The organism is Streptomyces sp. NPDC056296 (genome assembly GCF_042268605.1).
Lineage (GTDB): Bacteria > Actinomycetota > Actinomycetes > Streptomycetales > Streptomycetaceae > Streptomyces.
Map to the genome: position 1 here is coordinate 90,540 of NZ_JBHJRX010000018.1, position 18,176 is coordinate 108,715.

10 protein-coding genes are annotated in these 18,176 nt (G+C 74.9%); 7 read left to right on the forward strand and 3 right to left on the reverse strand.

The window, feature by feature from the left end:
• Positions 1-16: 16 nt before the first annotated feature.
• Positions 17-1,420, forward strand: coding sequence for a M1 family metallopeptidase (locus ACFCZF_RS15845; RefSeq protein ID WP_376672130.1), 1,404 nt, complete (start codon positions 17-19; stop codon positions 1,418-1,420).
• Positions 1,421-1,576: 156 nt separating this feature from the next.
• Complete coding sequence (locus tag ACFCZF_RS15850; protein WP_375913075.1) at positions 1,577-2,077, forward strand: hypothetical protein; 501 nt, start codon at positions 1,577-1,579, stop codon at positions 2,075-2,077.
• Between the two features lie 39 nt (positions 2,078-2,116).
• Here the strand turns inward: ACFCZF_RS15850 and ACFCZF_RS15855 are convergent, their stop codons facing one another.
• A complete protein-coding gene (locus ACFCZF_RS15855) occupies positions 2,117-2,815 on the reverse strand; it encodes a pentapeptide repeat-containing protein (protein ID WP_376672131.1) in 699 nt (232 codons plus the stop codon).
• A gap of 152 nt (positions 2,816-2,967) precedes the next feature.
• On the opposite strand from ACFCZF_RS15855, the gene ACFCZF_RS15860 reads away from it, so the two are divergent.
• From ACFCZF_RS15860 to ACFCZF_RS15870, 3 genes are all read left to right on the forward strand, one after another.
• On the forward strand, positions 2,968-4,158 hold the full coding sequence (locus ACFCZF_RS15860) for an NAD(P)-binding protein (RefSeq protein WP_376672132.1): 1,191 nt from the start codon (positions 2,968-2,970) through the stop codon (positions 4,156-4,158).
• Positions 4,159-4,205: 47 nt separating this feature from the next.
• Positions 4,206-5,186 carry a zinc-binding dehydrogenase gene (locus ACFCZF_RS15865; protein ID WP_376672133.1) on the forward strand — a complete coding sequence of 327 codons (981 nt, stop codon included), beginning with the start codon at positions 4,206-4,208 and terminating at the stop codon, positions 5,184-5,186.
• Between the two features lie 77 nt (positions 5,187-5,263).
• On the forward strand, positions 5,264-6,766 hold the full coding sequence (locus ACFCZF_RS15870) for an MFS transporter (protein WP_376672134.1): 1,503 nt from the start codon (positions 5,264-5,266) through the stop codon (positions 6,764-6,766).
• 67 nt (positions 6,767-6,833) lie between these two features.
• Here the strand turns inward: ACFCZF_RS15870 and ACFCZF_RS15875 are convergent, their stop codons facing one another.
• Complete coding sequence (locus tag ACFCZF_RS15875; protein ID WP_376672135.1) at positions 6,834-8,243, reverse strand: NAD(P)/FAD-dependent oxidoreductase; 1,410 nt, start codon at positions 8,241-8,243, stop codon at positions 6,834-6,836.
• A gap of 98 nt (positions 8,244-8,341) precedes the next feature.
• On the opposite strand from ACFCZF_RS15875, the gene ACFCZF_RS15880 reads away from it, so the two are divergent.
• Complete coding sequence (locus tag ACFCZF_RS15880; RefSeq protein ID WP_376672152.1) at positions 8,342-9,265, forward strand: aminoglycoside phosphotransferase family protein; 924 nt, start codon at positions 8,342-8,344, stop codon at positions 9,263-9,265.
• A 118-nt stretch (positions 9,266-9,383) separates the two neighbouring features.
• Positions 9,384-14,576, forward strand: a complete 5,193-nt coding sequence (locus ACFCZF_RS15885; RefSeq protein ID WP_376672136.1) for a hypothetical protein — start codon at positions 9,384-9,386, stop codon at positions 14,574-14,576.
• Here the strand turns inward: ACFCZF_RS15885 and ACFCZF_RS15890 are convergent.
• Entirely contained in the window at positions 14,567-18,139 is a 3,573-nt protein-coding gene (locus ACFCZF_RS15890; RefSeq protein ID WP_376672137.1) for an AAA family ATPase, read from the reverse strand. The genes ACFCZF_RS15885 and ACFCZF_RS15890 overlap by 10 nt on opposite strands.
• Between the last annotated feature and the right edge of the window lie 37 nt (positions 18,140-18,176).

The window sequence follows — 18,176 nt, forward strand, 5'->3', positions numbered from 1 at the left end:
CTCATAGGATCATGACGTGCGCACCGCCCGTCTGCTCGTAGCCGCCGCCACCGCAACCGCCCTCGCGGCATGCAGCGGTGGCGGCGCGGTCGATGGCTCCCCCGGCGGCTCGGGTGTGCGCGACCCGTACTTCCCGAAGGCGGGAAACGGCGGCTACGACGTCGGGCACTACGACCTGACCCTGGCCTACGACCCCGACGCCGAGCACCTCGCCGGCACCGCGACGATCACCGCCCGCGCGACCCGGGACATGTCGGCCTTCAACCTCGACCTCAAGGGCCTGGACGTCGAGAAGGTCACCGTCGAGGGCCGGGACGCCCGGTTCAACCGGGCCGGACAGGAGCTGACCCTCCGCCCGGCGGACGAGCTGGACGACGGGGAGACGTTCCGGGTGACCGTCCGCTACTCCGGCGACCCGGTGACGGTGACCGACCCCGACGGCTCCGAGGAGGGCTGGCTGCCCACCGAGGACGGCGCGGTGGGGCTCGGTCAGCCGACGGGCTCGATGGCCTGGTTCCCCGGCAGCCACCACCCCTCCGACAAGGCCACGTACGACCTCGCGGTGACCGTGCCGGAGGGGCTCGGGGCCGTCTCCAACGGCGAGTTGACGGGCGAGCGGACCCGCGACGGCCGTACGACGTTCACCTGGCACACCGCCGAGCCGATGTCGAGCCACGTCGTCACGGTCGCCGTCGGCGACTGGGAGACCGACCGCTCCACCACCGACGACGGCCTGCCGGTGTACACGGCCGTCGACCCGGAGCAGGCCGACGCGAGCCGGAAGGTCCTGGGGCGGATCCCCGAGATCATGGAGTGGGCCGAGGAGAACTTCGGCCCGTACCCCTTCTCCTCCACCGGCGCGATCGTCGACCGCACCGAGGACGCCGGCTACGCCCTGGAGACCCAGAACCGGCCCTACTTCCCCGGCGCCCCAGACACCGTCCTGCTCGTCCACGAACTCGCCCACCAGTGGTACGGGAACTCCGTCAGCCCGAAGACCTGGCAGGACATGTGGCTCAACGAGGGCTTCGCCACCTACGCCGAGTGGCTGTGGGAGGAGGACGAGGGCGGCGACACCGCGCAGGAGACCTTCGACGCGCTCTACGACGGGACCTACTACGACGACGAGGACGCCGGCGACTCGATCTGGGCGTTCCCGCCCGCCGACCCGCCCGACGCGGAGGACATCTCCGCGAGCCCCGTCTACCAGCGCGGCGCGATGGTCCTGCACAAGATCCGCCAGACGGTCGGCGACGACGCCTTCTGGGACCTCCTGCGGGGCTGGGCCACCGCCCACCGCCACGGCAACGCGGACACCGGGGACTTCACGGCGTACGTGGAGAAGTCGGCGCCGGACGAGGACTTCACGGAGATCTGGGCGGACTGGCTGTACGGGGACGGCCGACCGGAGAGCCCGTGAGACCCCAGCGCTGCCCCGGCCTCAGCCGCCGCCGTGCCTGACGGATGCGCCCGCCCCAGCGCCTCACGGGCGCGCCCGGCGCCGCACCGCTCCGGCTCCGGTTCCGGCACCGGCACCGGCACCGGCTTCCGCTCCGGTCATGACACCATCACCTGCGTGCTCGACATCGGCTACGCCCTCTCCACCCGCTTTCCCGACCCACCGCAGACGGACTACCGCCGTGCGGACGTCCGGGCGCTGCGGCACGATCTGTTCTGCGGGGACGTGTATCTCGCCGACACCAAGGCGGACCGGGAGTTCTCCACAGCCTGGGGATGGGTGCCGGTGCTCGACTTCGCCTGGGCGCTGTGCGACATCGTGGAGCGCGTCGACCGGGACCCGGCGGGGTCCAGGGCAGCCCGGCCGCAGCGGGCGGAGCTGGACTTCACCGAGTCCACCGACCGCCTGCTCTTCGAGCGCCGCTTCGGCTGGGTCGACATCGAGGCCGAGTGGCTGCCGGAGAGCGAGCCCCCGCTCTCCTTCTCCCACGGCGAACTGCGCCGGGAGTGCCGCGACTTCCTGCACGACCTGATCGCCGACCTCACCGACATGCACGACGACCTGGCGGACAACCCGGCGATCTGGACCCTCCAGGCCCGCTTCCCGCGGGTCTCCTGAGCGCCTCGGGCTCCGCTTCGCGCCGGCGACCCGGCCGCCCTACTCCCCCGCCAGCACCCGCACCCCCAGCTCCGCCGCCAGCACCGGCGCCAGGTCCAGCAGCTGGGCCGGGCTGATCACCGCCCCCCTCAGCCGGTCCACGCCCCGGGCCAGCTCCAGCGGGGCGGCGCCGCGCAGGTCGACGTCCGTGAGGGTCGCCGCGCTGAAGTCCGCCCCCTTCAGGGCGCAGTCCACGAACTCGACCCGCTCCAGGTGTGCGCCCCCGAAGTCCGGCTCGACCAGGACGCAGCCCTCGAAGACGACGTCCTTGAGCCGGGCCCGGCGCAGGTTCAGATAGTCGATCTTGCCGCCGCGGATCAGCACCCGTTCCAGGACGGCGCCGTGCAGTTGGGTGCCGCCCAGGCGGGCGTCGAACAGCTCGACGTCGCGCAGTGTCGCCTCGGCGAGCCGCGTGCCGACGCCCCGGACTTCGCGGAGGACCGAGTCGAGCAGCCGGGCCCGGGTCAGGGACGCCTCGTCCAGCGCGCACCCCGTGAGCGCGCAGTCCATGAAGCGGGCGCCGACGCCGTCCTGGCCGGCGAAGTCCGTGTCCCGGAACTCCAGCCCGTCGTAGTCCCCGTCCGGTTCCAGCTCGCCTCCGTCGTACGGCTCAAGCGGCGGCAGCCGCAGCTCGGGGCGCCGTGCCGCCCGCACCTTCGTCGCACCCGTACCGCCGCCGCCCGCCACTCTCCTCGCCATGCCTCCATGCTGCACCCCGGCGCTGACAACCCGCTCCGACCTGCGCGAACGCCTTATCTCCCGGCTGCATGTCACATTCGGCACCCCGCGGCCGTCGTACTCGCAGACAGGCACCACACCAGGCGACCCCGACGCGAGGGAGACCCCCAGCCATGCATCGCATCACCGTCATCGGCGGCGGCTTCGCCGGACTGACCGCGGCCATCACCGCCGCCGAGGCGGGCGCCAAGGTCACCGTCCACGAAGCCCATCACACCCTCGGCGGACGGGCCCGGACGGCCGACGGCCAGTACAGGACCAACGACGGCCCGCACGCCCTCTACAACGGCGGTCCGCACTGGGCGTGGCTCAAGCAGCGCGACCTGATCGGTCCGCTCGCGCCGCTCCCGCCGCTGGAGGGGGCCCGGCTGCGGCTGCGCCACAAGGGCGTACTGCGCCGCACCCCGCCCTTCGCCATGCTCAAGTTGCTGCGCCGGGGCGCCGGACAGGCCCCTGTGGACACCGACTTCCTGACCTGGGCGACCGGCGTCGCGGGTGAGGAGGGCGCCCGGGCCGCCGCCCACTACTGCGCCGTCGCCCTCTTCCACCACGACCCGGGGTCGCTGTCCGCCGCCTTCGTGCAGGAGCGGCTGCGCCGGGCCGCCAAGCTGCCGCCCGAGGCGCACTACCCGCGCGGCGGCTGGTCCGGGGTGATCGACCGGATGGCGGCCCTCGCATGGAACCTCGGGGTCCGGGTGGAGACGCTCTCCCGCGTCGACGCGTTGCCGACCGGCTCCCCGGTCGTCGTCGCCACCTCTCTCGACGCCGCCCGCCGTCTGCTGGGCGACCCCGCGCTGACCTGGCCGAGCGGCCGCACCACCCTGATCGACCTGGCGGTACGGACCCGGCGCGGTGACGCCTTCGCGGTCTCGGACCTGGACGCGCCGGGCTGGATCGAGCCCGGGGGTCTGGGGGTATGCCCCAGAAAGCACAGCACCGCGCAGGACCGCACCCTGGCCCCGGCGGGCGAGCAGCTGATCCAGGGGCAGATCCCCATCGCGCCCGACGAGTCGAAGGCCGACGGCACCGCCCGCGCCGAGGAGCTGCTCGACCTCGGCTTCCCCGGCTGGCGCGAGCGTCTCACCTGGCGGCGCGAGGCGATCGCGAACGGCCGTACCGGCGCCGTCGACCTGCCCGGCACGACCTGGCGCGACCGGCCCGCCGTCGACCGCGGCGACGGGGTCTATCTCGCCGGTGACCAGGTCGCCGCTCCGGGGCTGCTGTCGGAGGTGTCGTTCAACAGCGCGCTGACGGCGGTGTCCCTGGCCCTCGGCCGTCGGGAGCTTGACCTCAAGCATGCTTGAGGTCGTTGAGTGGGACCCACACAGCCCGCCTCACCCTGGGGGATCCCATGCGCGCCATCCGCCTGCACGCCTTCGGCCCGGCCGAGAACCTCACCCTCGAAGAGGTCGAGGATCCGCGGCCGGGCCCGGGCCAGGTCCGGATCGCCGTCCGCGCGGCGGGCGTCCACCTCCTGGACACCGCCCTGCGCGAGGGCGTCCAGGGACCGTCGCCCGAGCTTCCCGCCCTGCCCACGGTCCCCGGCCGCGAGGTGGCGGGCGTCGTCGAGTCCCTCGGGGAGGACACCCCCGAGAGCCTGCTCGGCACGCGCGTCGTCGTACACCTCGGATTCGCGCCCGGTGGCTACGCCGAACTCGCCGTCGCCGACCACGCCCGGCTGCACGAGATCCCCGGGAACCTGGGCTTCGCCGAGGCCGTCGCCATGATCGGCACGGGGCGTACGACGATGGGGATCCTGCAGTTCGCCGACCTCGGACCCGATTCGGTGGCCGTGGTCCCGGCCGCCGCCGGCGGTATCGGCACCCTGCTGGTGCAGTACGCGAAGAACGCCGGCGCCACGGTGATCGGGCTGGCCGGCGGCCCGGAGAAGGTCGCCCGCGTCGCCGCGAACGGCGCCGACCTCGCCGTCGACTACCGGGACCCGCGATGGCCGGCCGAGGTCCGCGCCCACCTCGGCGGCGGCGGTGCCACCGTCGTCTTCGACGGCGTCGGCGGGGACGTCGCCCGGGAGGCCGTCGCCCTGCTCGGGCCCGGCGGCAGGCACCTCGTCTTCGGCTGGTCGGGCGAGGGACTGCACGACGGCGCCCCCTACCTCGTCGACGGCGTCTCCCAGCAGGTGCTCGGCCCGGTGATGATGGAGAAGGCCGGCGGCTCCAACCCCGTACGCACCCTGGAACTGCGCGCCCTCGCCGAGGCCGCCGAGGGCCGGCTCGCCCCGGCGGTGCACCGCTTCCCGCTCGCCGGGGCCGCCGCCGCGCACCGCGCGCTGGAGACCCGGGCGACGACCGGGAAGGTGGTCCTGGAGCCATGAAAGGCGGCAGGTGACGACCACCACGACCACCTGGGCAACGGGATGCGGTACGCCCCGATTCATGGTCTTCTGGCCAGATGAGTGGCACCCGGACAGGTGGGCCGGCCGCGCCCGCGGAGGCCGACCCCCGCCGCTGGTGGGGGCTGGTGGTGATCGCCCTGGCCCAGCTGATGGTCGTCCTCGACGCGACCATCGTGAACATCGCGCTGCCCTCCGCGCAGCGCGACCTGGACATGTCCGACGGCAACCGCCAGTGGGTGATCACCGCCTACACCCTCGCCTTCGGCGGTCTGCTGCTGCTCGGCGGCCGGGTCGCGGACCTGGTGGGACGCAAACGCACCTTCGTCATCGGGCTGATCGGCTTCGCCGCCGCCTCCGCGATCGGCGGCGCCGCCACCACGTCGGCGATGCTCTTCGGCGCCCGCGCCCTCCAGGGCGTCTTCGCCGCCGTCCTCGCGCCGTCGGCGCTGTCGCTGCTGGCGACCACGTTCACCGAACCGAAGGAGCGCGGCAAGGCCTTCGGCATCTACGGCACGCTGGCCGCCAGCGGCGCCGCGGTGGGTTTCATCGTCGGCGGTGTCCTCACGGAGTACCTGAACTGGCGCTGGTGCCTGTACGTCAACATCCCCATCGCCGTCGCCGCCGTGATCGGCGCCTTCCTGCTCCTGCACGACCGTCCCGGACACACCGGCGCCCGCCTGGACGTCCCCGGGGTCGTCCTCGGTTGCGGCGGCCTGGTCGCGCTCGTCTACGGCTTCAGCGAGGCGCAGCCCCGCGGCTGGACCGACCCGCTGGTGCTGGCGCTGTTCGCCGCGGGCGTCGTGCTCCTCGCGGTCTTCGTGTGGTGGCAGACCCGCGCCCCGAGCCCCCTGCTGCCGCTGCACATCATCCGCGACCGCAACCGCGCCGGCTGCGTCGTGACGATGATGCTGGCCGTCGTCGGCATGTTCGGGCTCTTCCTGTTCATGACCTACTACCTCCAGGAGATCCTGCGCTACTCGCCCCTGAAGACCGGCCTGGCGTTCCTGCCGATGACCGCCGCGATCCTCGTCGGCTCCACCCAGATCTCGGCCCGGCTGCTGCGCCGCGTGGGCCCGCGCATGCTGATGGTCCCCGGCATGCTCCTCGCCTCCGGCGGCATGGTGATCCTCACCCAGATGACCGTGGACTCGGCGTACGCCACCGCGATCCTGCCCGCCCTGCTCCTGATGGGCCTCGGCATGGGCCTGACCTTCATGCCGGTCTTCTCCACCGCCACCGCCGGGGTCGCCCCGCGGGACTCCGGCGTGACCTCGGCGACGGTCAACACCGCGCAGCAGGTGGGCGGCTCGATCGGCACGGCGCTGCTCAACACCATCGCGACCAGCACCAGCGCGTCGTACATCACCTCCCACCTCACCGACCCGTCCCAGCGGGAGTCGGTCGTCCGGGAGGGCATCGTCCACGGCTACACGGTCGCCATCTGGCTGGCCGCCGGCATCATGCTGCTGGCGGGCCTGGTCGCGGGCCTGATGGTGACGGCCAAGGCCCCGAAACACGGCACCCCGGCCGACCGGCCGGTGCCGGAACCTGTGGCCTAGGGGGCCTGGGCCTAGGAGGCCTAGGAGGCCTAAGCGGAAGGGGCCCCGCCGGCCGCGGGCGGCCGCGTCAGCTCCGGCCCGCCACCCGGTCCGCGATCCGCGCCAGCCGGGACGACCCGGCGCCGTGGCTCGTGCGTTCGCGCCGGTCGGCCTCGCGGTAGACGGCGTACATGCCCTGCACGCCGAGCCAGCGCAGGGGCTCCGGTTCCCAGCGGCGTACCCGGTGGTTCACCCAGGGCAGTTCGGTGAGGTCGGTGCGGCCGCCCTGTCCCGAGTCCCGCTGGACCAGGTCGCACAGGGTGCGGGCGGCGAGGTTGGCGGTGGCGACGCCGGAGCCGACGTAGCCGCCCGCCCAGCCGAGGCCCGTGGAACGGTCCAGGGTGACGGTCGCGCACCAGTCGCGGGGTACGCCCAGGACGCCCGACCAGGCGTGCTCGATGCGCAGTCCGGCGAGGGACGGGAAGAAGCGGACGAGGATCTCGCGCAGCGCCTCGACCGTCGCCGCCTGCGTGGTGCCGTCGTTGTCGGTGCGGGAGCCGAAGCGGTACGGCACTCCGCGCCCGCCCAGCGCGATCCGGCCGTCGGCGGTGCGCTGGGCGTACATGTAGGCGTGTGCCATGTCGCCGAGGGTCTCGCGGCCCGCCCAGCCGACGGACTCCCACTGGGCGTCGGTCAGCGGCTCGGTGGCGATCATCGAGGAGTTCATGGGCAGCCAGATCCGCCGCTGGCCCTTGAGGGCGGCGGTGAAGCCCTCGGTGCAGCGCAGGACGTAGGGCGCGCGGACGGTGCCGTACGGGGTGACCGCGTGCCGGGGACGGATCTCCGTCACCGGCGTCGACTCGTGGATCGTCACGCCGAGGCGCTCGACGGCCGCCGCGAGGCCCTTCACCAGTTTCACCGGGTGCAGGCGGGCCCCGTGCGGTGTCCAGGTCGAGCCGACCGCGTCCGCGACCCTGATCCGCCCGGCCGTCTCCCGGGCGCCGTACAGCTCCCGGTCCTTCTCGCCGAACGCCAGCTCGGCCTCGTGGAACGCCTTCAGCCGGGCCGCCTGCGCGGGCGTGCACGCCACTTCGAGCACGCCGCCCTTGTGGACGTCGGCGTCGATGCCCTCGGCGTCGGCGGCCCGGATCACCTCGTCGACGGTGTCGTTCATCGCCCGCTGGAGGCGCACCGCCGCCTCGTGGCCGTGGAGTTTCGCGTACCGGTCGCGGCCCGCGATGCCGTTGTAGAGCCAGCCGCCGTTGCGGCCGGAGGCGCCGTAGCCGCAGAACTTCTGCTCCAGGACGGTGATCCGCAGGAAGGGGGCGGCCTGCTTGAGGTAGTAGGCCGTCCACAGGCCTGTGTATCCGCCTCCGACGATCACCACGTCCGCCGACGCGTCGCCGGCGAGCGGCTCCCGCACCGCCGCCGGGAGACCGTCGTCCGCGTACCAGTAGGAGATGCCACCATTGACGACGCCGCTGGTCGAGCTGCTCATGGTGAGGACGTTAGCCCTGGTGAGCGGCGCGTGTCTCCTTCGGATTCCGTCGAATTTCCGGGCCCCGGGGGCGGGAGGGGTGCCGTCGGCGCCGGATAATCCCGTGCCCGGCGGGCCGTCCGCCGGTAGCGTCGGCCGACGTGATCGACGTTCCGGACGCGCTCGCCGTCTCGCAGGCGAAGTACAACGGTGCGGCGGGCCGCGCTTTCATCGACGGGCTGCCCGCGCTGGCGGCCGGCTTCCTGGACCGCTGGGAGCTGCGCCTCGACGGGCCCTCCATGCACGGCTGGGCGGCCCTGGTGCTGCCCGTCGTGCGCGGCGACGGCACACCGGCCGTGCTCAAGCTCCAGATCCTCGACGAGGAGACCGAGGGCGAGCCCGTCGCCCTGCGGTTGTGGGACGGCGACGGGGCGGTGCGGCTGCTCGACCACGACGCGGCCACCGGCACCATGCTCCTGGAGCGGCTCGACGCGTCCCGCATGCTCAGCCACGTCGAGGACTCCCGCGAGGCCGTCCTCGTCATCGCCCGGCTGCTCGCCCACCTCACCGCCACTTCCGCGCCGCCCGGCGTGCGCCGTCTCGGTGACATCGCGCGGCGCATGCTGGAGCGGACGCCGTGGGTCCTGGAGCGCATCGCGGACCCGGCGGACCGCCGCCTGGTCTCCGACTGCGCCGCCGCCGTGCGCGAGGTCGCCGACGAGCCCGGCGACCGGCTGCTGCACTGGGACCTGCACTACGACAACGTCCTCGCCGCGGACCGCGCCCCCTGGCTCGCCATCGACCCCAAGCCGCTGGCCGGCGACCCCGGGTTCGACCTGCTGCCGGCCCTCGACAACCGTTACGACCCGGACGAGACGCGATGGCGTTTCGACGCCATGACCGACGTACTCGGACTGGACCGGGAGCGGGCCCGTGCCTGGTCCCTCGGCCGCGTCCTGCAGAACAGCCTGTGGAACGTGGAGGACGGCGACCCGCTGGAGGCCGAGCAGCTGGAGATCGGGCGGCTCTTGCGGGCGGCGTGAACTGTCAAGGCCCGCTGAATGCACCGTGGTTGAACAACGAAAGAGGTCTCGTCGACGATCTTCCCGAACCCGGTCACGTGCCCCGTACGGCCGCCTCCGCGTCCATACGCTGACGCGGGTGCGAGGACAGCGGCAGGGACAGCGGCAGACGGACGAGCGCCAGGACGGCGCCCGTGGGCGGAAGCCCTCGGTGCCCCGGCCGGAACGCGCGCAGGGCCTCGGTCAGGCCGGCGGCCCCGGGCCGCGCTCCATGCTCGCGCTCCAGCAGAGCGCCGGCAATTCGAGGGCCACGCGGGCGATGCGGCCGGGTACGGCGAACAGCGCGACCGCGCCGGGCGGGCCTGGCGGGCCGGGCCTCGGCACCGTGCCGGAGGCCGCCGAGCGCGGTCTGACCCTCCCCCCGTACCTGCTGGGCCTTCAGGCCCCGGGACTGTCCTCGACGTACGGGGTCACCGGGCACGACTTCGTCCGCACCGTCGTGGCCGGCGCCGTCGCGCGCGGCGACGGCGCGGTCGCCGAGATCGCGACGGAACTGGCCGCGAGACCCGAGACGTTCTACGGGCAGGGCCGCGCGTTCGCCGTCGAGGGGGGCGAGGGGCGGGGCTGGTTCGACGTGACCGTCACCATTTCCCCCGCCACCGACGAACGGCCCCCGGAGATCGAGCCGGCCGCCCTCGCGCAGGCCCAGGAGGAGGCCACCAAGGTCGACGTCCACCACAACTCCGCCGCCACGGTGGGTGCCAGCTCGGGCGGCTCGACGAGTTACGGCGCGGGCGGGACCTTCTTCGGGCTCGCGCCCGTCGCGCCGGGCCTCTATGTGGGCGGCGTGGGCATGGCGCAGGCCCAGCCCTGGCAGTCCGCCCAGGAGAGCCGCGGCCAGAAGGGCGTGGCCGAACCGCGGGTGCTGCGCAGCGAGTCGGGGACGGTCGAGGTGCCGCGCAGGGTGCGTTACGGCGTACGGGTCCGGCAGCAGGACGCGGCGCCCGCACCGCCCGTGTACGGCACCGGCACGCTGACCATGCGGGTGCCGACCGAGAGCCTGGTGCCGTACGCCACCGCCGCGCCCCCGGCAGCGCCGCGCCTCGCCGACCCGGCCCTGGCCAAGCGCGTCCGGCACGCCGGCTCCCTCGCCCCGGTCGCCGTCACCGACGACTCCGGGTCGCGCACCGACGACTCCGGGCCGCACGCGGGCGGCGGCGGGCTGTTCGACGCGGTCGCCTCAGTGCTGCACCCCTCGCTCACCGAGCCCGGCTCCCCCGGGCGGGCCCGCCTGTACGCGGCGACCTCCACCGCGACCGTGCTGGAGGACATGCCCCGGCTGCTGGGCAACGGCGTCGTCAGTGACGACCTGACCGGTCCTGACCCCCGTACGGCCGGCGCGTACCGGATGAGTGCCCGGATCGCCGGCCTCGCCCCCGGCTGGGCCGCCGGCGAGACCCAGCTGCGCACCCACGCCCACGCCCAGCACACGGCCGCCGACGCCGCGGCCAAGGGGCGCTCCGGCGCGATCGGCGCGGGACCGGCCGTCGGTGTCGGCGTGGCCATGAACGCCGCCGTCGCCCGGGCCGGGGCGATGCCCACCGCCGCCGCCCGCAAGGCCCGCTTCACCCAGTACGACCAGACGACGGCCCGCCGGGTGGGCGCCGAGGTCCGGGGCGACAAGGTGCTGTACCTGGCCACCGTCGACCTCACCGTGGAGGGCACCGGGACCAGTTCCGCGAACATGCTGCTGGGCCGGGCCTCCCGGGTGGCACACCACTCCGTCCAGATGTGGATGACGCTGCGGGCGGACGAAGCACAGGACCTGGGGCTGCCGCTGCCGCCCGGGGTGAGCGCCGGCCCGCTCGTCACCAGACCGAAGCGGCGACGGGAGGGAGCCGGGGGCGGCCAGGAGACGGAGGAGGACGTCGAGCGGCACCTGCCGTTCGGGGCGATGGGGGCGAGCGTCGCGCTCGACAAGCTGGACACCACCGGGGTGATCGCGTCCATCGAGAGGATGTTCGCCGCCGACCCCCGGCTGGAGGGCTTCCTGCCCCCCTTCGGCGACAAGCGGAAGCTCGGCACCCCCGCGGCGGAGGCCCAGGCCCAGCGGCACAACTACCAGGAGCTGGTCACCCGGCTCTCGGAGACCAACCTGAAGGCCAACAAGGACCAGTTGCTGTCCACGGGCGTCCCGGTGCGGCTGCGCCACAAGAGCCGTATGCACGCCCATGACGTGCAGATACGGGTCACCGGCACGCTCGGCGACGCCGAGTACGCCGGTGACATCGAGAAGTGGCTGGTGCGCAGCCACTCCGGCGTCAGCAGCAACCTCCAGAGCGGGCGGAGCAGTTCCCGGTCGACCGGCTGGTCGGCGATCGGCCAGGTGCGGATCGTCCCCGGCGTCCTGACGGGCACGGCCCGCCGCGACCGCAACCACATCAGCGCCCGCCGCAACCAGGCCGGCCCCACCACCCGCAGCGACGTCCTCACCAACGGCTCCGAGGACGCGAGCGTCTTCTCGGCACCGCTGAACCTCCAGGTGCAGGTCACCATGACGCACCGGCAGCGCAAGGCCCGGCGCTCGGTCCTGCCCGGCTCGCCGGGGCGCGACGTGCCCGAACCCGAGCGCATCGCCCGGATGGACGTGGAGCAGCAGGACGTACGGCTGGTCACGCCGACGGAGTTCACCCTGGACGGCGAGGAGAAGCGGCGCCTCGACGAGGAGAGGGCAGCGCGCGGGGCGCGGCGGCGGAGGCCCGAGTGGCGGGTGGACGCCGCGGGCATCGGCGACCTGGCCGCGCTGACGCCCCGCCCGGCGAGCGGCCGCGCCCTGCGGAACTGGACGCTGGTGGAGACCGTCGGCTCGGGCGCGCCCATCCGGGACCTGGCCTTCGACCTGCTGGCCGGGGCGGCGGCCAGGGACAAGGGGCTCCGCGAGGACCGGGCCCTGCAGACCGAGGGGCTCGCACCCCGGCAGGCGATCGAGGAACGGCTCAGTCCGGGCGCGCTCACCGGGGCACTGCGGCAGGCGGTGTCCTCGGGGTGGGTGGTGAAGAACCTGAAGTACCCGCGCCGGCTCGCCGCGCTGGACGGGGCGGTGGGCATGCGGCTGGCGCTGACCAACCCGCGGGTGATGCACGAGGGTTCGGGCCCCGGTACGGAGACCTTCCTGCTCGGCGGCCACCAGGCCGGCGGCCAGGAGGGGCGCGGCACCACCACGACGTACCAGGGCGGGCTGATGGGCCTGCAGAACGGTGCCGAGTGGCGCACCGGGCAGGGCGCGGCGGTGACCCGGAGCAAGGGGGAGAGCACCGCCGGGGGCGTCACCGTGTCCGGCACGGTGGAGCGCAACGCCCACACCCCGCGCAAGGCCCCGCTCTACCTCGTCCGGTGCGACCTCCTGGTCACCATGGTCGCCGAGGTCAAGGTCACCGGCGGCGGCCCGTACGTGACCACGGAGGCGCGGACACTGCCGGGCGAGGTGGGGGTGTGGCTGACGGCGGAACAGCTGTCCTCGCAGGGGCTGCGGCTGCCGAAGCCGGCGGCGGCCGGGGCACAGGGGGCGGAGAACGCGCTCGCGCCCCGGCAGGACCGGACGGGGACGGAGACGGGGACGGGTACGAGGACGGGGACAAGAACAGAAACGGGGACGGCGACGGAGGCGGAGGGGTCCCGGCGGGCCGGTGGGCGGCCGGCGGACCGGCAGGGCGGCGCGCCGATGGTCCCGCCCGCCGACCCCGCCCGCACTCCCGCGCAGCCCGTGCCCGATCTCGACGCCCGCCTGCCGCTCGGTATGGGCATGGTCGAGAACCTGCCGAACTTCGTGCCGCTGCTGACGGAGCTGCGCGGCGCCCTCGCCCGCCGCGACAAGGGCCTGGCGGCGGACCTGCTGCCGCACCGGCTGCTGGACGACCCCAACGACAACGTGCAGCGGCTGCTGCGCGTCCTGGACCGGGACGGCGCCGAGGGGCTCCTGTCGAGCGCCATGGACGGCGGCGTCACCGTGGAGCTGTTCGACGGCCGCAGAACGCCGTACTGGGCGGTGTTCCGGGTCCGCCGGTCCGGTCCCGGCAGGTTCGCCGAGATGGCGACCGACAAGCGGGACATGGAGTACATCACCTCGGCCACCACCCAGCGGACGGACTCCCAGGAGCAGGGCGGCTCGCTCGGCGCCGAGGGCGTCTTCGCGGGCTCCGCCAAACCGGACGGCGGCGCCGGGGTGCTCAAGAGCACGGGCGGTGTCGCGGGCCTGGGTGCCACCACGGCCGACTCGCAGCGCGAGGGCTCGGTCTCCCGCGCCCAGGTCGGCATGAAGCTGGTCGCGGACTCCTCCACGGGCCCGGCGAAGATGCGCGTGCCGGTCGACGCCTCGCTGGAGCTGCACTCGGCGAAGGGCCGGGTGGCTCTGGCCCAGTTGGGGCGCAAGGAGCTGGTACACCGCGTGCCTAAGGACGACCTGACGGCCCTGGCCCGGCTGGAGCCCGTCACCGCCCGGCCGGCCGACGAACGGCCGCCCGCCGCCGCGGACGCCGACCCGGCACGGCTCGGCGCCTGGCGCGCCGGGGGAGTCAGGCTGCCGCTGGAGGCGCAGGTCAACGGCTTCCAGGGAGCCCCGCACGTAAGGCAGTTGGTGGACGCGGCGGTGAAGGAGGCCGGTGGCGGCCACCGGTACCGCGACACGGGGCAGTCCGCCGCGTACACCCTCCAGGAGGCCGTCTCCACCGAGTGGATGATCTCGGCACTGCCGCTGCTGACCAACGCGGGGGCGGAGCTGCCGCCGGTGCACGCGAGCGGGCTCCAGGGCCAGGATCTACGGGCTTCGGTGCACGCGCGGCTGCGCGCCGGCAAGGTGCTCGGCACGGGTGCCAGGATGTCGTTCGAGGCGGTCGCACCCAGCGGCCCGGAGGGCCCCCGGCCCACCCAGGAGGACGGCCAGTACTCGGCGGACCGCGGGCGGGCGGGGCGCGGACTGTTCGGTGCGGGCCTGCTCAACGCCACCGAGTTCCGGCTCAACCAGGCCCTGGCCAACGCGGACAGCGCGGGCGGGGCGGCCGACATGACGGCGAACGGCTCCGGCTCGATGCCGGTGCACAAGCCCAAGCAGCGGTCCGTCCTCGTCCAGTTCACGGTGGACGTGAGGGTGGTGGCGCGGGTCGTGGCGCGCGGCACGCACCGGACCGGGACGGCGGTACGGGAACTGACCCTGCCTACCCCGGTGGTGGTGCGGATGCCCGAGCCGGTCGCCCGGCGGCTGCTCGCCGAGACGGCGGACGACAGCAGGCTCCGGGCCGACGAAGGGCGTCTCGCACCGGGCGATCCTCAGTCCTGAGGGGTGTTGCGGGCGGTGTCCTGAGTGGCGCTCCGTGCGGTGGGGTGCGCGTCCCTGGGCCGACCGCCCCCGCCCCCGCCCAGCGCGCCGGGCAGCTCGGTCCTGCGGCGTATTCGCAGCTTCCGGTATGTGCTGGTCAGGTGGGTCTCCACGGTGCGCCTGGCCAGGTGCAACAGGTCGGCGATCTCGGTGTTCGTCCGTCCGTCGGCGGCCAGTTCGGCGATACGGCGCTCGCTGCCGGTCAGCGCCCCGGAGCCGGTCCGGGCCGTCACCGGGCCCCGGGCACCGCTCTCGCGCAGGGCCTGCCCGGCCATGGCGAGCAGCCGCGGGGCGCCCTTGCGTTCGGCCAGCTCCGCCGCGTCGCGCAGGCAGTCGCGCGCGCGGCCGCGGTCGCCGGTGGCGGCGAGCTGACGGCCCTGGGCGATGAGCGCCTGGATCAGCTCCATGTGGGTGTCGACGGGCGCGTCCCGCAGGGTCCGTACGGCCTCCTCGGCCAGCTCCAGGCCGCGCCGCCCGCCGGTCGCGGTGCCCAGCACGCGCAGGGCGCGGCCCACCGTGCGCGGGGTGTTCCACACCCGGGCCAGCCGCAGTTCCTCCGTCGCCAGGGCCAGTGCCTCCTCACCGCCGCCCAGCGCCAGCCGGCACTCCGCGATCGCCGTCCGCCACGGGGTGACGACCGGGCTGACCACCTCGCGGGCGCTCTGGCGCCGTCCGCACTCCAGGAAGTCGTGGAGCGCGCCCGCCGGGTCGCCGGTGGCGGCGCGCAACACGCCCCGGGCGTACAGGAAGCGGTTCAGCTCCCAGTTCTCCGGCACCTCGCGCAGGTCGAACCGGTCGGCGAGGCGCTGTGCCTCGTCGGTGCGACCGGTGTGGACCAGCGCCATCACGGCGTGGGCGTCCCGGTTCGAGGGCCCGGTACGGGACGGCGCCCGGCCCCCCGCCGCGCCGCCGGTGGCGAGCAGACGGGCGTGGTCGCCGCGGGCCCCGGCGATGTCCGCGCGGGTGTTGAGGAGCGCGTGCTGCATCGGGTGCAGGAGGGCGGGGTGCTGTCCGGCGAGGCCGCGCTCCACGAGCCGGTCCGCCTCGTCGAGTTCGTCGGCCCACTGGGCGACCGCGGCGGCCGTGCCCAGCAGGAAGGGCTCGGCGAGCGGGTCGGTGGGCTGCGCGAGCAGGGCCCGTACGCGGGTCATCGCCTCCTCGGCCGAGATCAGCGCGGCCGTCGCCGCGTGCCGCACGAGCAGGGCCTGTCCGGCGGTGCCCACCAGCTCCGGGGAGTTCTCACCGGTCTCGCACAGCCACCGGTACACCTCCTGCCGGGTCGCCAGGTCCTCGTCGGACAGCAGCAGGCCGGCGGTCTGCACGGTGCGGGTCAGCCCCGGGTGGCCGGACAGCCTGCCCTCCGTACGCCGCAGCACCTCCATGGCCGTACGGATCTCGCCGCGGCCGGCCAGCGCGGTGCCGAGGGCGACGGCCGTACGTACCCGGTTGCGGGGGTCGGCCGGCAGGTGCTGTGCCTCGGCGAGGCGCGCGATGGCCGCCGGGGTGTCGGCCGACGCGTACTCCAGGGAGCCCAGTTCGGTCAGCAGCCGCTGGCGGAGGTCGTCCGGCAGCGGCTCGTCGAGCACCCGGCGCAGATAGCCGACGGCGTCGTCGGGCCGGGCGTCGTGCACGGCGACCGTGACCGCGTCGCGCAGGACGCGCAACGCCCAGGGCAGGCCGACGGCCGGCGTCCGCAGCAGATGCCGGGCGACCGCCTCGACCCGGTCGCCTCGGCGCAGCATCGCCTCCGCCGCCGCCCGGTGCGCCGCCTCCCGGCGGGGCCTGGGCCAGCCGGTGAGCACGGCGTCGCGCAGCAGCGGGTGCGCGTAGCGGGGGCGGCCGTCGGCGTCCGGGCGCAGCAGTCCCAGCCGCGTCATCGCGGCGAGCCACCCGGCGACCCGCGCGGGATCGACACCGGCCGCCTCGGCGAGCAGATCCACCGGATCCCCGGCCCCCGCCTCGGCCGCACGCCCCCGGGGAGGGTGGGAGGCCTGCCCCGGCGCCGTCCGATGCGGTGCGTCGGGGGGCGGCGCGGAGAGGCGGCCGTACTGGGGGTACGGGGCGTATGGGGCGTACCGCGTGGGCTCCGTGCGCTGGGGGTACGGGGCGTGCTGGTCGGGCTGCGTGTAGGGGGTGTGCGGCGCGTCCTGGGCGTACGGGTCGGGCCGCGGGGGCTGCGTGTCCTGGGCGGGCCACATGTCCTGGTCCCGCTGCGCGGACCGGACGGACGGCGCGGGCTCCGTGGGCCGATCGCGCCGCGCGGGCTGCGCGGGCTGCGCGTACGGATCGTGCGGCGCGCACAGGGGTCCCTGGCCGGGCTGCCCGCCCTGCGCGGACTGCGTGCCCTGGTCGCGCTGCGCGGGCCGGGTGTGCTGCGCGGCATCCGTGGACCGGTCATGCCGGGCGAACTGGTCGTCCTGCCCCGGCCGCACGTCCTGGTCGGACCCCGGGTACTCCTCGTACTCCGCGAACTGACCGCGCTGGTCACGCCGCGCGGACGTGGCGGGCGGCGTGGCGCCCCGCGCATGCTGGTCGTGCCGGTCGTGTCCCGCGCGTTGCGCGTGGTCGGGTGCGGCGGCGTGGCTCGGCTCCGTGCCGGGGGGCATGAGGGCATGCCCGGCCGCCCCGCGTCCGTTCGGCAGGACCGCCGGGTCGGGGGCTGGGTCGCCGTCCGTGCCGGGCGGCCACGCCTGTTCCAGTGCCGCCAGGCAGCGGGCCACGTCGGCCGTGGCGGGGCCGGCGCTGTTCAGCCACCAGGAGACGGCCGCCGGGTAGGTCCCGGGGTACAGCGCGGCGCAGGTGTCGGGCAGGGGCGGCGCGCCGTCGGGTGCGGACCCGTCCTGCCGCGGGATGCCGCCGAGGTCGTCGAGCAGGGCATGCAGGAGCAGCGGGCTGCCGGCACCGGCCCGGACGCACTCCCGCGTCCAGCGCGGCCCGGCCGCGGGAAAGGCGCCGCGGACCAGCCCGGCCGCTGCCGCGTCGCTGAGCGGCGCGAGGGTGTGGGTGCGCACGAGGGAGGGTGACAGGGCCTGCGTGAGTCCGGCGGGCCGCGGTTCGATGTCGTACTGGCTGCGCTCGGTGGCCACCAGCAGTACCGGTAATCGGTCGACGCGCCGGGCCGCCTCGATCAGCCAGCGCCGCGAGGGGTCGTCGGCCAGGTGGACGTCGTCCACGGCCACCAGCAGCGGGCCCTCGTCCGCGTACGAGCGCAGCAGCCGCCACAGCCGGGCCGCGCTGCCGCGGTCGTCGCCGCCCGGCGCCAGGTCCGTGAACTCCGGTACCGGACCGAGGAGGTGGAGGACCGTGGCGAAGGGGACGCCGGTGTCCTCGGGTGAGCAGCGTGCCCGCAGCACCCGCAGGCCGCGGTCCGCGGCGTGCCGGGCGGCGGCCTCCAGTACGGCGGTGCGGCCGGTGCCGGTGGCTCCGCGCAGCAGGACGAGGCCGCCGGTGCCGGCCCGGGCGCGTTCGGTCTCGGCCGTGAGCAGCGCCAGGGCGTCGTCGCGTTCGCGGAGCGGTCCGGTCATCGGTGCCTCCTGTGGTGGATGGTGCTCCCCCGGCATG

Coding starts and splice junctions, on each gene's coding strand:
- ACFCZF_RS15855 (WP_376672131.1), bottom strand. CDS start 2,815: ATGGCGAGGAGAGTGGCGGGCGGCGGCGGTACGGGTGCGACGAAGGTG.
- ACFCZF_RS15860 (WP_376672132.1), top strand. CDS start 2,968: ATGCATCGCATCACCGTCATCGGCGGCGGCTTCGCCGGACTGACCGCG.
- ACFCZF_RS15865 (WP_376672133.1), top strand. CDS start 4,206: ATGCGCGCCATCCGCCTGCACGCCTTCGGCCCGGCCGAGAACCTCACC.
- ACFCZF_RS15870 (WP_376672134.1), top strand. CDS start 5,264: ATGAGTGGCACCCGGACAGGTGGGCCGGCCGCGCCCGCGGAGGCCGAC.
- ACFCZF_RS15875 (WP_376672135.1), bottom strand. CDS start 8,243: ATGAGCAGCTCGACCAGCGGCGTCGTCAATGGTGGCATCTCCTACTGG.
- ACFCZF_RS15890 (WP_376672137.1), bottom strand. CDS start 18,139: ATGACCGGACCGCTCCGCGAACGCGACGACGCCCTGGCGCTGCTCACG.